The organism is Flavobacterium sp. (genome assembly GCF_027483985.1).
In the GTDB taxonomy this organism is placed as follows: domain Bacteria; phylum Bacteroidota; class Bacteroidia; order Flavobacteriales; family Flavobacteriaceae; genus Flavobacterium.
On the sequence record NZ_JAIXTJ010000031.1, the window covers coordinates 1 to 14,341 of the forward strand.

A 14,341-nucleotide genomic window follows, 5' to 3' on the forward strand; every position below is an offset into this window, starting at 1 on the left:
CTGACGAACAGTTCCTGTTTTATCAAATTTTCTTTTATAGCGCTTTAATGCTCTATCGATATTTTCTCCGTCTTTAATTGGTATAATTAACATAATATAGACACCTCCTCTCGTTAAGGCTGCAAAAGTACTATAATTTTTTAAATATGAAATAGAATTTTACTTTTTTTTATCCGATTAGAGCAGCAACACCTCATTCATAACCTATTTTATTTTTGACAATAAAAAAGAGCTTCAGTTAGAAACTCTTTTTTTTATTTAAAAACTATTAAAATTTAAAATTACATCATCAAAGATGTTACATAAATTTAATCTAATTACTTTTTATCTGCTGGTTTGTAATTTTGATTATCAATTATCATTTTGGATAATATTTCTTTTAAAATTTCAGAAGTTCCGCCACCTATTGGCCCAAGACGACTATCTCTTAACAATCTAGCCATAGGATATTCTTCCATATAACCATAACCTCCTAACATTTGCAAACAACTATAAATGGTTTCGTCGGCTACTTTAGTTGACTTTAATTTTGCCATTGTAGCTTCTTTAACTACATATTCACCTTGATTTAATCTTGCAACGGCTGCATAATTAAAAATTTTGCAATGTTCGACCTCTGTTGCATGTTCTACCATTGTGTGACGCAGCGCTTGAAATTTATTGATTTTTGTTCCAAAAGCTTCACGCTCTGACATGTATTGAATTGTATAATCAATAGCATATTCAGCACGAGCATGTGCATTGATAGCCATAATTAAACGTTCCAAAGCAAAATGCTCCATTATATAAGGGAAACCTTTCCCTTCTAGTCCCATTAAATTTTCTGCAGGAATCTCTACATTATCAAATGCTATCTCAGCTGTATCTGATGCTCTCCATCCTAGCTTATCTAATTTTGAAGCCGATATTCCTTTTAAATTGGTATCAAGTAAAAAGATACTAATTCCTTTATTTCCTAATTCTGGACTTGTTTTAGCTGCTACCACATAATAGTCAGCATAAACTCCATTAGTAATAAACGTTTTAGAACCATTAATGATATACTTGTCACCAACCTTAACAGCTGTAGTTCTCATTCCTGCAACATCGCTTCCACCAAAAGGTTCTGTAATACACAAGGCACCTATTTTATCTCCAGCAATACTTGGAGCTAAATAATCTTGTTTAATTCTTTCATCACCTTCTGCATTCAAATGTGTCATTGCTAGATAAGCGTGCGCCCACATTGCTGCAGCAAAACCAGAAGATTTTATTTTCTGAAGCTCTTCAAGGAACACTACAGTATAAAATAAATCTAAATTTAAACCTCCATAAGCTTCAGGATAATTGATTCCAAAGAAACCCATCTCACCAATTTTTTTCCATATAAAACGCTCTATTGTGCCGGTTTTTTCCCATTTTCCAATGTGAGGCACCACTTCTTTTTGTAAAAAATCTTGAAGGCTTTTTCTGAATAATTCGTGTTCTTCTGTGAAATATATTGAATTCATTTTATCAAAAAATTATATAATTTTTAATGCTTTTTTTTAGAATTCCAAATATAAGGCAATTATTTTTATTTTATCAACAGGAAAAGCCTTAATATTTGTTAAATCCTCAATTTTTATATCTCCATTCATACTTCTATAAGTCACTATATTTTTTGAAATTGGATATTTGAAGTAAGGAAACTGACCTAATTCCTTGATTGAAGCATTATTAATATTAATTTTATTGGGTTTTGGATTGACAACTTTGAAACTTTGATTGAGTTTTTCAACAACTTCTGGTGACAATCCCCAAATATCATTCATTTGTTCCATTGAAACAAACGCACCAAAAACTTCTTTTTGTTTTAAAATTCTGTCAGAAATTGCATCACCAATTCCGTAGACTTTCATCAAATCTTCTTTAGATGCTGTGTTAATATCTAAAATAACTGTTTTTTTATCTTTCTTTTCAAAATTATTTTTAGAATAATCTATCCAACCTTTTCCGCGGCTTTGCTGTGAATTTTTCTTATTAACCCAATCGGGAAACTTGAAATAAGGTGACATTGCTTTTAATAAAGAATCAGAAATTCCGGTAACTTTCTGAAACTCTTCGGGCGAATTCGCAAATTTTCCTTGTTTTCGGAACTCCAGTAATCTGTTAATTTGAGCCGTGGTCATTCCTAACTTATATCCTTTGAAGTCGGTAATAAAATTTGGATTGTATGGGTATATTTTATAACCTGATTGAGGCTTTTCTTGCTTAAGTGAATCAATATTGCTTTGTAGCGAAAGCCAATTATTTTTATCCAAGGAACTCTTCTCTTCAGAAGAAAAATCAACAAAATAAATTACTACTTGAAGGCCAATTATTAATGCAAATAACAATAGAATTCCGATTCGCTGTTCTTTCGAAAAATTTAATAGTGCTTTTATGTAAGTAGAATTCCTCACTTTTATAAATCAAAAACAGATGTTCTTTTGGCTCGAACTAAATCCTTTAATTTAATCCAGAAGGCCAAAGTCAAATAAAAACCAAAACCTAAACCAACCGTAACAAATGAAATATAAATAAAAAACAAACGCACACTAGTTGCTCTCATACCCAACCTATCGGCAAGCCTTGAGGAAACATGAAAGCCGTGTTTTTCAAAAAAGTAGCGTATGTTTCTAATCATCATTTATTTTTTTAATAATTCCAATCCAACGGCACATTGCAGACATTTCTTATTGTTGCAATATTCATTCTTCAATTGAATAAGTGATTGCGATTGAAAAGCACTGTTAGATTTAATTCCAAATGTACTAAACTTTTCAATAATTATATTTTTCTCTGCAGGAATATTTGATAAAAAATCTATTAAAAATTCAGAATTTTCTTTTCCTTGACTTGCTGCGTATGCAAACTGAATTGGAATTATAGTATTAATAATCAACAAATCGATGAACGATCTCGATAATGTCTTCTCTTTTTTGGAGCTTACTTTATCAAATGTATAATGCGTTTTCCAATAATCACTTACGGAACTATTAAAAACTTGATAAATATCTTGAACAGATTTGGCAGCGATTATTTTAGAAAATAAATTTTTCTGCAAATGATAAATCATTGCTAATTGTGCTAACCTGATTGTCGGAAAATTATCAGGACGATGTTTAAAAAACTGAATTGGAGCAATTGCAGGTTGGAGCAATTTGTATTTTAGCATACTATAATCATACAATGCCTTCAGCTCTTTAGCATAATAATCCTCAACTTCAGTTGGAAATAAATCTGCTTGTCCGAAAAACAATGCTTCAAGGTACTTTACTTCTAAAGCTTCTTTTCTAATGATTGGAAAGGTAATGGATTTAGCTACTTTCAAAAACATTTCACCATTAGTATTGAGCCCGAAGTTTTTGGCTAACATACAGAATAAAACTGCTTCCCAATCATTTTCAGATTCTTCTAATAAAATTTGAATGGATTTTGATTTTCGTTCTAATCTCTCAAAAAACAATCGTTCTTGCCAATTTGAAAAAATAAAATCTGGTATATTTTGTATTTGATTTTCACAAAATATCCACGATTTTTTAGAGATTAATTCTTGATATTTATTTATATCATCTTTAGAAATATAATTTTTTAATTCTAAAACAGGAATTTCAGTATTGTCCTTTCTAAAAATAGGAGTGTCATTATCCCAAACAACGTGAAGAATAACATTATTGTAGTTATCGTCTTTCTCGTGGTTATGAACATACCAATCGGAAGATTTAATATGAATTTCAATATTTCCAGCCCATTTTTGATTTCCGATAATTAGTTGGGCATTAAAAAAATCAGGACCTGAAAGTTGGGTGTACTGACCGAAGTTAAGTATCGTAATAACTTCTCCGTTTGTGGTTTTTAAATTGGCTAAATCCAATTTTTTATACAACCAAATGTAGTGTAGAAAATCTTCTTTCATAAATAGTATCTATATGGCTTTGAAGGCACTAAAGTACTTTATTGATTTGAATTAAACAAATATAGCATCATTATATTTGTTATTTCAGTTTTTTAGTTCTCAATAATTAGCTAGATTTCACCCAATTTATTACTTCTTGAATATCTAAAACAATTTGCTTTTGGCATTTCAAAACTTATATTTGTAACACAAACAACAAACTATGAAAGATCTTTTTACGATTACTTTTTTAATATTATCAACAATTAGTAGTAGTCAAAACAACTATAAAATAACTTACACAAGAACATCTAACGGAACTCTTGTTGAAAATCAGGATCCAATTTTAGTTTTTTCAAATGAAAAACAATCGGTGATTTCATCGGAAGCCATTCAAAGTAATAAAATAGTTTATCCTTTTGAGCAAACGGTCATCAATGGATTGAATTATTTTCAATTAGCACAATTAAATAATTCAAAATCAATTACCACAAAAGACTCAACTTCAATAGGCAAACAAACCTTTGAATTATTAAATGATACCAAGAAAATTCTTGGTTATATGTGCAAAAAAGCAAAAACAATAGTAAATTCTAACACTATAGAAATTTGGTATACAACCGATTTAAAAGTAAAAGGCGCACCATCGTTACTGGGTCAAAATTTAGGTTTGGTTTTAGAAACCGTCCGTAATGGGAATTTTGTTGTTGCAGCTACAAAAGTGGAAAAAGTAAAGAATTTTCCAGTTGTAAAAATTGATGAAACAAAAACTATTGATTTACTTACCTACCGCGATTTAGTTTGGAAGAGTCGATTTACAACCATTCCGATTTTTAAAGATGAAATAATTAATTTTTCGGATGCTTCAAAATCTAATGACAGTATTTTTAGATTTGCGAACGGAACGATAGTCTTGAAAAGAGTTTCAATTCCCAAAATAGCTACAGGTAGTCAGGTTTTTATCGATGTTGTCGAACAATCTAATGGCGATGCTTATGACAGAACCGGTTCGGTGTTTATGATTCCGACTGATAAAAAAATATCTTTTTTGGATGGCTTAAAAAATGGTGCAAAAACGTTACCTATTTATGATAACGGAAATGGAAAGCAATACCAAGGTGTTGTTTCCAGTGATGAGTATTCCTGTTTAATAGAGTTGATGCGTTTTTTTACACCTTTTGGAATTAATTATTTCAATTCACTTCAATTAAAGGATAAAGTTTGGGAAGAGAAAGTAAATTATCGTCAAGATATTTCGGAACTGACTGCTGCTTTGAGCAACAAAGAAGTTTATATAGGAACTTTTATAGGAAATTATGACAAAGGTGGACATAAAGTTAGTGTAAATATAACCGTTCATCCAGAAGATAATGGCGCGAGTAAAGCAGCAGTTCTTATTCCGTTGTTTAATACTACTAATGTAATGGAAATGGCTGGACAAGAATATGGAACAATGTTTAATTCTGAAAAAGGTTTGGTGGTAAATTTTAAATTAAATAGTGATTTAAAAAACGCGAAAATAAGATATATCACGACTGGACATGGCGGTTGGGAAAATGGTGATGAGTTTGTTCCTAAAAAAAATACGCTGTTTTTGGATGATAAAGAACTTTTTCATTTTACACCTTGGAGAGAAGATTGTGGATCGTATCGATTGTATAATCCAGCATCTGGAAATTTCCCTAACGGATTATCATCTTCAGATTATAGTCGTTCGAACTGGTGTCCAGGTATGGTTACTTATCCTGTTTATATTGATATTGGCGACTTAAAAGCTGGCAATCACACTCTGCAAGTTAAAATACCACAAGGCGCGAATGAAGGCAGTAGTTTTAGTTCTTGGAATGTTTCGGGAGTTTTAATTGGAGAATAAAAAAACCTACAATTTTCACTGTAGGTTTTGATGTTTATTTTATTGAACCGATGATATCATATTTTGTAATGATATGATGTTTTCCGTTTCCTAAATCTACCAATACGGCTTGATTATCTTTAGTAAAAAGTTTAGAAACTTCTTCAATTGGTGTTCCTAATTTAACAATAGGATAAGGTTTTCCCATTACCTCTTTAATAGGTTTTTCCGCAACATTTTTATCAGAAACATAACTTTGAAACAAATCAGATTCATCAACTGAACCAACGAAACCGTTGATATCAATTACGGGAATTTGCGAAATTTTAAACTTTCGCATTCGTTCTATTGCGTGTGAAACTAATTCTTCCGTTCTAACTATGACTAACGATTTATCGATATGATCTTTGATTACATCTTCGGCTTTGGTTACCTCTTCTTCTAGGAATCCTCTTTCGCGCATCCAATCATCGTTAAACATTTTACCAACATAACGACTACCTGAATCGTGAAATAAAACGACTACAACATCTTCAGGTTTAAAATGTTCTTTTAACTGATGTAAACCTTTAACACAAGAACCAGCTGAATTACCAACAAAAATTCCTTCTTCAAGAGCAATTTTTCTTGTATAAACTGCGGCATCTTTATCGGTTACTTTTGTAAAACCATCTATTAGCGAAAAATCAACATTTTTAGGAAGAATATCTTCACCAATTCCTTCGGTAATGTAAGAATAGATTTCATTTTCATCAAAGATTCCAGTTTCGTGGTATTTTTTGAAAACAGAACCGTAGGTGTCAATTCCCCAGATTTTGATATTTGGATTTTTTTCTTTTAAGTATTTCCCTATTCCAGAAATAGTTCCTCCAGTTCCCACACCTACAACGAAATGTGTAATTTTACCATCGGTTTGTTCCCAGATTTCTGGACCTGTTTGTTCGTAATGTGCTTGTGCATTGGATGGATTATCATATTGATTTACGTACCAAGAATTTGGAATTTCAGTACCTAATCTTTTAGAAACTGAATAATACGAACGTTCATCGGTTGGTTCAACATCGGTTGGGCAAACGATAACTTTAGCACCAACTGCCCGAAGGATATCCATTTTTTCTTTAGATTGTTTGTCGGTAATAACAAAAATACATTTGTAACCTTTTACTATTGCTGCAAGAGCCAAACCCATTCCGGTATTACCTGAAGTTCCTTCAATAATGGTTCCGCCTGGTTTTAATCTACCATCAGCTTCAGCATCTTCAATCATTTTAAGAGCCATTCTATCTTTGGTAGAATTTCCTGGATTGAAAGTTTCAACTTTAGCTAACACTAGTGCATCGATTCCTTCAACAACTTTGTTTAGTTTTACTAACGGAGTATTACCGATAGTTCCTAATATATTTTCTGAATAATTCATTTAATTTTTGAATGAAGATTATGGAATTTTATTTTTTGAATGGCAAAGATATTGATAATAAAATGGTTTTACAACACCTTGATTTTAGAGAAAATGGATTACTGCCTAACCCTGATGGGAGAAGTTACCGTGTAACTCGGACAGCAGGAATAAGGTTTAGTAAAACGCGCAAACGATTCGTTTCTAAAAAAACTATTGGAAGAAATTCCAAACCAGACCAAATCGTATCATAAAATCGTGAAACGGAATATTGGGTGCGGAATAATAGGTGTTTCCTGTGAAACTTGAATTAAAATGTTCAGCTTTTAGATAAATTCTAGTTTGTTTTACTCTTGCATTAACAAAGAAATCTAACAAGGGAAAATCACCAATTTGTTTTTGATTTTGCACAAAAAACTCACCAATAATAGGATTGTAATCGTTAGCGAAATATTTGGTAAAATAGTTTATGGTTATACCTGTTTGGAGAAACATTGCTTTTTTGAACACATCAGTCGAAAAATAGACCGTACTTCTAAAAGTCAAATCCGGAACGTTAAGAATGGCTTCTTTTTGAGTTACTTGTTGGTATAAAAAAGTGTTATCTAAAGCCCATTTTTTATATTTAAATTCTTTAGCAACATTTATAGAAAGATAATTAATTGTTGACGCGTATTGGTGTGGTGCAACCAATTGTTGGTTTGTAATTTGCGCTTTATCTTGAAAATATAGATAATCATTTAAGTTAGTAAATTGTGCCGAAGCTTTTACCCATTGTGTGTTGGCAGCAACTTTAAATGTATTTATTTTTTCATTATTAAAACTGTTTAACCAATTATAACTTTTAAAACTACTTTGATTTAAAATATAATTTAGGTTTGGAAGCTTACTAATGTTTTGATATTGAAAAGCGATTGCATTTTTATCATTGATTTTATAATCTAGTGTAGCATCAAAATTTCTAAAAGCTTGAGTTGAAATTGAATTAGAAAGTAGCACTTTTCCATTCCATTTATTTTTTCGGTATTCGTATTGTCCGCCAATTGAATTAATAGTTGCTTTAATTTGGTTGGGATAAGTAAAACCATCAACGGTTTGCACTAGTTTATAGAAATATTTATAGTTAAAGTTTTCTATAAAAAACTGAAACTTACCTAGCGTTTTGTTTTCAAAAATAGCTCCTACTTTATTGTAAAGCCTATCATATCTTGAGTGATCATTAATACTTGTAACGCTTGCAGAAGTAACATCACCAAAACGTTTAAACTCAACAACATTTGGTGCTGTGCCAATTTGAGAATTTAAGGTAGCTTGATTGTATTCAAAAAATTTGTGCTCGTAGTTAAGTTGATGCGTGATATACAAATTATTACTAGCGTCTTTAGAATTGATCCTGAAACTGTGGTCTAAGAAGAATCTTTTTCCTTTTAAGAATGATTTGGCATCTGTTAGAAAAACTTGAAGCCTTGGTCTGTTGACAAAAGCCTGATCTTCACTTTCAAAGTCTTGTAATGTTGTTAAACCGCCATTTTCACCATTTAGTAAATCTTGACCTGTGTAGTGAAAATTTGAATAATACTTTTTGTTTTTAGTATAATAACTAACTGTAAACCTGAAATTACCTGTGCTTGAAAGTTGATTAATATACTTACCTAATGATCTAAGACCCTTAAATGCAATAGAAAAATTGAATCTCTCGGAAGTATTCATTGTTATTAGCGCATCAACATTTTGACCTTGCTCCATAACTGTTTTGAAATACAATTCTGTCAAAGGAGTTGCTACAGAATAATATTTGATATCCTTAACATCTAAATAATTAAAATGCTTCGCCTTAAAACCAAATTCAGGATAAGGATTGAATTCATTTAAACCGAAGTCTAAAGTATTGTAGGTTTGTCCTTCATTAGGAAAAGGCATTAAACCAAAAATATCTTTACGCAGATAATTATAATCATACTCTTTTTTAATTGACAAAGTTGTATCAACTAATGTAGTATCTCTATCAACCGAAATTATTTTGTAAGCAGTATATGGGGCTTTTTGAGCTTGCTCCTTTGCCTTTTGTTCAGCAGTTTTTACTAAACTTTTACGCTTATCTTCTTTACCTTTTTCTTGAGCCAACAGAAAAATAGGAAAAATAAATAGTACTAAAAAATATAATTTTCTCATATTAAATTGAAAGCAACAAAAATAGACAAATGTTTTATAACTACACCAACAGCATATCATAATATAAAGCAAAAAAAAGACCGCCATAAATGACGGTCTTTATAATATAAGTTAGAAACTTAAGCTATTATTAGTTTGCACCAGGAACCCAGAAAGGAGTTAATGCATTAATAACGAAAGGATCTGTTGGAGACATTGCAGGTACGTTAGCACTGTTAGCAACATATTCAGATACAGGATAAATTAATCTGTATGGTTTTCTAGTTTGACCTGCATTCGATGAAAGCGGCGTCAAAGGATAACCAGTTCTTGTATAATCGATGTAAGACTCAATACCATTAATACCCATTAAAGCAATCCATTTTTGGTACATAATTGCGTGTAATTTTTGAGCATTAGTAGTTGAAGCAGTCCAACCGAAATTTGATTTAGCATTGATTGTAGCAATATAAGAACCAATAGCTGCATTTCTGAAAGCAAAACTATCAGTAATACCTTCTTCAAACCAGAATTGACCACCAGAGAATAAAGCTGGATATCTAACAGCAGCTTCAGCTTGCAAGAAACAAGACTCTGAATAAGTCATAATGAAACCATCAACACCGAAGAAATCAGCAGGGAAACCAGCAGCAGCTCCAGAGAAGATACCAGCTTGATCGTAAGGATTAATGTGACCTAAAGCACCTAATCTAGATGGCGGACCTGGAACAGCAGTAGTAGGACCAGCAACATCAACAAAAGATGAACCTTGGTTAACAGCTCTTCTTGGGCCTACAGCTGTACCTTGGATTCCTCCAGTAAAAATACGAGCAGAACGTGGGTCAGTAACATTAGGATAGAAAACACCTGAACCAGCTATAATTTCTTGAGAACCAGCAGCAGGATAGTTTGTTGAAGCATAACTTTGAAGCGACTTCCAAGCGTGACCTGTCATTGCGATAAAAGTTCTGTTCTGTAAATTTGACTGATCTGTATTATAGAAATAATTACTAATCATCGGAGTTAATTGATCTGCAGTAGCGCCAGTCCAACCTGGATTGATTGCAACGTTATCAGACAAAAACGGACCTGCAGCAATATCGGCAAGCTTAGTATCTCTAAATGTAGCTTTTGCACCAGTAACTTCTGACATACGTAAGCATAATCTTAATTGTACTGTGTTTGCAAACTCAACCCATCTTGCCATATCACCACCTAACATTACATCATAAGGAGTAATATCTTCTACAGTTGTTGGAGCATTAGCAATTAAATCTCTAGCATCCTCAAGATCGGCAATTAACGCTTGGTAGATAGCATAATCATCATCATACGCAGGAGTTACATTAGCACTACCTTTCCAAGCTTGTGAATAAGGAGCATTACCATATAAATCTACAATATATTGTGTGTAAAAAGATTTACAAATCTTTGCAGCAGCTACATAATTATCGTATTGCCCACTAGGGTTTGGATAATCAATAATTGCTTGATAATTTTTTAATTCTCTATACAACCCATCCCAGATAGGAGCATAAAAACCATTATCTAAATTTAATTGTAATTCTTTATCAAAACCATTACCAAAAGAGTTAACGTTTCTTGTCCAAGAATTCATAAAAACGTTACCTAATTGGTTCATATTTCCAACTTGTACTCTATAAGTTGAAACTTGCGCACCTGGCAAAAGCTTGCTTGGTGTAGCTTTATCAAAAGTTAAGTTATTTGGACTATCATTAATGTCCAAATATTGATCGCACGATACAAAAGCTAATGCTAATATCGGTACTAAAAATTTTATTTTTTTCATATTCATTTTTTTTTAGAAAGTTAAATTAACTGTAAATCCTAACGTTCTTGTACTTGGGTATTGACCAATATTGATAATACCTTGAGCATTACCAGTAGAATTAGATGATTCTGGATCAGCATAACCACGGTTTTCAACTCCATTTTTAGCTTTCAATAAAGTACCGTCTGCTAAGAAAACGAATGGATTTCTTGCATTAACACCAATTCTGAAAGTTTCTAAACCAGTTTTTTCAATTAATTTCTTAGGTAGACCATAGCTTAAAGACAACTCTCTAATTTTCAAGAAAGAAGCATCAATAATGTTAGCCTCACCTACAGCTCTATAAGTTGTTGTAAAGTAATTTAAAACACCAACAGCAGTTGGATCATTTGCAACCGGCGTATTGTTAACTGCGCCTGTAGCTGTAACACCTGGAACAACATAACCTTGAGTTCTATCAAAACCTGCAGTATCTGTAGCACCACCTGTAAATAACAATAAGTTTCTAGCAAAAGAGTACGCAGAAGCACCAATTCTCATATCTGCAACAGCTGTTAATTTAAACCCTTTATATTCAAAAGAGTTAGTTAAACCAACTAAATAATCTGGCACACCTTTTCCTAATTTTTCAAAAGTAGAAGTTCTTTGTGGAACACCATTAGCATCTACAATAACATTACCTGCACCATCTCTTACAAAAGCAGTACCTTTAATTAAAGGGAATTCTTCACCTACTTCAGCAAAAATACCTACTGATGCATTAGCACCTAAATTAACACTGTTTGCACCATCTGCTAACTTAATAACTTTAGTTTTGTATGTAGAGTAATTAGCTCTAATATCCCAACGGAAATTATCAGTCTTGATTGGCGTAACTCCTAAATCAATTTCAAAACCTTTGTTTGATAAATCACCAACGTTAGTCAAAATATTTTGATTTCCTGAACCAGAAGAAGCTGTAGCTCTTGTAATCAAGTCTTTAGTTTCAGCAACATAATAAGAACCTTCGATAGTTAATCTATCTTTAAAGAAACCAAACTGAGCACCAACTTCAAAAGTGTTAACAAACTCTGGCTTAATATTAGGATCTGTTGGAGCTCTGTTATAAGCTAAAGCAGCTAATTCGCCAAAAGGAAAACCTTGTGGTATAGTAGTTAACTCATTAGTTTGGTAAACACCTACAGCAGAAGTACTACCTACAGATGTGTAAGAAGCATTAATCTTTGCATAGTTTAAAACTTTATTTCCTTTCAATGATTCAATTGCTTTAGTTGGAATAAATGAAAGTCCAACAGATGGATAGAAATAAGAATTCTTTACAAAAGAGGTTTGTTCAGCACGTGCAGTTGCATTCAAGAATAAATAATCTTTATAATTCAAATCAGCATTTGCAAAACCTGCAACAATTCTAGAACGAACTAATCTATTGTCTAAAGTTGATGGATTAGCTGGATTTAATACATTTGTAATATGATAGAATCCTGGTACATCTAAATTAGCACCACCTTGTGTAGTAATTCTAAACATTCTATCTTGAATATTGTTACCAATATTAAACTTTAAACCTAAATCTTTAGTTAACTCGTAGTCAAAGTTCACTAATAAATCACCGTAGATGTTTCTTGTAGTAGATTGATTAGCAAAAAAACTTGAAGGTGACGCTGAACCTCCTAATGCTTCGTAAGTTTCAGTATTTGCACCAAAATAAGTGTAAGGCGCTATACTAAACACGTTAGTAATGTTTGTAAACGCATCTCTGTGAGATTGAGCATCAGTATTTCTTACTTGAACGTTAGCTGTATAAGTTACATTGATATTTTTGTTTAAATCATAACCTAAAGTCAAGATACCATTCATAGTATTTGATCTAGCATCGTTACGAACTGCTTTAGAAATCCAGTAAGGGTTTTGAGCATAAACAGTCCAGTGACCTTCGTTACCTGAATTTTTAAATCTAGAAACTGGTACGTTAGAAGCCGTTTGAATTAAATCTTCAAACAAATCACTATCTGTTTCAGTAGTATTTTGCGTAATGTAATTCACGTTACCATCAATACTGAATTTACCTATTTTCTTTCCTGCTTTAAACAAGAATGAGTTTCTTACTAATTTATCTCCGTTAACAACGAAATCACTAGTTTGTCTGTTAACCGCTAGGAAAGCATACGATTCTGGACCACCAACATTAAAGTTAAATCCATTTTGATAGATAGTACCTGTTTCAAAGAATTGTTTGATATTATCTTTAATTGGCTTCCACTCAGTAAACAAGAAGTTACCATCTGCTTGTGGCAAACCTACAGGAACAACTGATGGAAATCCTGGCTTGTTAAAAGCTGGACCCCAAGAACCATTTTCCCAAGGAACAAAAGTTGCTAATACTCCTGGAATGCTTGGATTATCAAAGTTTGGATCTGCAGCCCAACCTTGACCGTACTGTGTTTGTCTTTCAGGAACAAAATTTACATTTTCAAAATCTACCGATGAATTAACACCGAACGTAAACTTCTCTTTATTTGTACCTTTTTTAGTAGTAACAATAATTACACCATTCACCCCTTGTGCTCCATATAGTGCAGCACCTTGAGCACCTTTAATAATGTTTACATTTTCAATTACTTCTGGAGGTAATTGACCTAAAACTGTAGAGTTAGAAATAGCACCATCGATAACAATCAAAGCTTGGTTGTCACCTGTAATAGTTCTATTACCTCTTAATACAATTCTTACTCCAGCGTTAACACCTTGACTTGTAGTACTAACTTGTAAACCTGAAACTTTACCTGCAAGAGATTGAATAGCATTTGGATTGGAAGCTTGAGTTAACTCTTTGTTTCCAATTGATTTTTGAGCAGATACTGTTGCATCTTTTGCTCTTTTGATACCCATTGCTCCAATTACAACCTCATTAAGAACAGTTGCAGTTTCTTTTAAAGAAACGTTGTAACTATTGGCAGCACCAACAGTTAAAGTTTTGCTGTCGTAACCTATTGAAGAAATTTCTAAAACATCACCAGCTTTAGCTTTGATAGAAAATTTTCCATCCATGTCTGTTGATGATCCTTTAGTTGTTCCTTTAATAACAACATTAGCACCAGGTAAAGGCAACTTACCATCGGTAATTGTACCTGTTACAGTTTTCTCTTGTGCAAACGAAAACTGCATTGATAACGCTACTAATAGCGTAAAAATCCATTTGAACTTCGATCTCATATTAAATTTATTTGAGTTAGTTATTCCGCAAACTTCTTA

General features: G+C 32.3%; 10 protein-coding genes. 1 reads left to right on the forward strand and 9 read right to left on the reverse strand.

The annotated features are described in order from the left end of the window. From rpsU to Q0050_RS08340, 5 genes are all read right to left on the reverse strand, one after another. On the reverse strand, positions 1-93 hold a 93-nt coding region (gene rpsU, locus Q0050_RS08320; RefSeq protein WP_291249328.1), incomplete at its 3' end, for a 30S ribosomal protein S21. Positions 94-317: 224 nt separating this feature from the next. After that, on the reverse strand, positions 318-1,490 hold the full coding sequence (locus tag Q0050_RS08325; RefSeq protein ID WP_298394164.1) for an acyl-CoA dehydrogenase family protein: 1,173 nt from the start codon (positions 1,488-1,490) through the stop codon (positions 318-320). Positions 1,491-1,526: 36 nt separating this feature from the next. Then, the gene (locus Q0050_RS08330) at positions 1,527-2,423 is read right to left on the reverse strand and encodes a helix-hairpin-helix domain-containing protein (RefSeq protein WP_298394165.1); all 897 of its coding nucleotides are present in this window, start codon (positions 2,421-2,423) and stop codon (positions 1,527-1,529) included. Between the two features lie 2 nt (positions 2,424-2,425). Next, positions 2,426-2,647 (reverse strand): PspC domain-containing protein, encoded by a 222-nt coding sequence (locus tag Q0050_RS08335; RefSeq protein WP_298394166.1) that lies wholly within the window; start codon positions 2,645-2,647, stop codon positions 2,426-2,428. A gap of 3 nt (positions 2,648-2,650) precedes the next feature. Further along, positions 2,651-3,919, reverse strand: a complete 1,269-nt coding sequence (locus tag Q0050_RS08340) for a DUF2851 family protein (RefSeq protein ID WP_298394167.1) — start codon at positions 3,917-3,919, stop codon at positions 2,651-2,653. A gap of 202 nt (positions 3,920-4,121) precedes the next feature. Between Q0050_RS08340 and Q0050_RS08345 the strand changes: the two genes are divergently transcribed. Next, positions 4,122-5,771: a PNGase F N-terminal domain-containing protein gene (locus Q0050_RS08345; RefSeq protein WP_298394168.1), complete on the forward strand. Its 1,650-nt coding sequence runs from the start codon at positions 4,122-4,124 to the stop codon at positions 5,769-5,771. Between the two features lie 34 nt (positions 5,772-5,805). On the opposite strand, the gene Q0050_RS08350 is transcribed toward Q0050_RS08345, so the two are convergent. The 4 genes from Q0050_RS08350 to Q0050_RS08365 all read right to left on the reverse strand — a co-directional run bounded on the left by Q0050_RS08350 (position 5,806) and on the right by Q0050_RS08365 (position 14,302). After that, the gene (locus Q0050_RS08350) at positions 5,806-7,167 is read right to left on the reverse strand and encodes a pyridoxal-phosphate dependent enzyme (RefSeq protein WP_298394170.1); all 1,362 of its coding nucleotides are present in this window, start codon (positions 7,165-7,167) and stop codon (positions 5,806-5,808) included. 192 nt (positions 7,168-7,359) lie between these two features. Further along, complete coding sequence (locus tag Q0050_RS08355) at positions 7,360-9,318, reverse strand: putative porin (RefSeq protein ID WP_298394173.1); 1,959 nt, start codon at positions 9,316-9,318, stop codon at positions 7,360-7,362. Between the two features lie 130 nt (positions 9,319-9,448). Next, on the reverse strand, positions 9,449-11,107 hold the full coding sequence (locus Q0050_RS08360; protein WP_298394176.1) for a SusD/RagB family nutrient-binding outer membrane lipoprotein: 1,659 nt from the start codon (positions 11,105-11,107) through the stop codon (positions 9,449-9,451). Positions 11,108-11,119: 12 nt separating this feature from the next. Next, complete coding sequence (locus Q0050_RS08365) at positions 11,120-14,302, reverse strand: SusC/RagA family TonB-linked outer membrane protein (RefSeq protein ID WP_298394180.1); 3,183 nt, start codon at positions 14,300-14,302, stop codon at positions 11,120-11,122. Between the last annotated feature and the right edge of the window lie 39 nt (positions 14,303-14,341).

Coding starts and splice junctions, on each gene's coding strand:
- Q0050_RS08335 (WP_298394166.1), bottom strand. CDS start 2,647: ATGATTAGAAACATACGCTACTTTTTTGAAAAACACGGCTTTCATGTT.
- Q0050_RS08345 (WP_298394168.1), top strand. CDS start 4,122: ATGAAAGATCTTTTTACGATTACTTTTTTAATATTATCAACAATTAGT.
- Q0050_RS08340 (WP_298394167.1), bottom strand. CDS start 3,919: ATGAAAGAAGATTTTCTACACTACATTTGGTTGTATAAAAAATTGGAT.
- Q0050_RS08365 (WP_298394180.1), bottom strand. CDS start 14,302: ATGAGATCGAAGTTCAAATGGATTTTTACGCTATTAGTAGCGTTATCA.
- Q0050_RS08355 (WP_298394173.1), bottom strand. CDS start 9,318: ATGAGAAAATTATATTTTTTAGTACTATTTATTTTTCCTATTTTTCTG.
- Q0050_RS08350 (WP_298394170.1), bottom strand. CDS start 7,167: ATGAATTATTCAGAAAATATATTAGGAACTATCGGTAATACTCCGTTA.
- Q0050_RS08325 (WP_298394164.1), bottom strand. CDS start 1,490: ATGAATTCAATATATTTCACAGAAGAACACGAATTATTCAGAAAAAGC.
- Q0050_RS08360 (WP_298394176.1), bottom strand. CDS start 11,107: ATGAAAAAAATAAAATTTTTAGTACCGATATTAGCATTAGCTTTTGTA.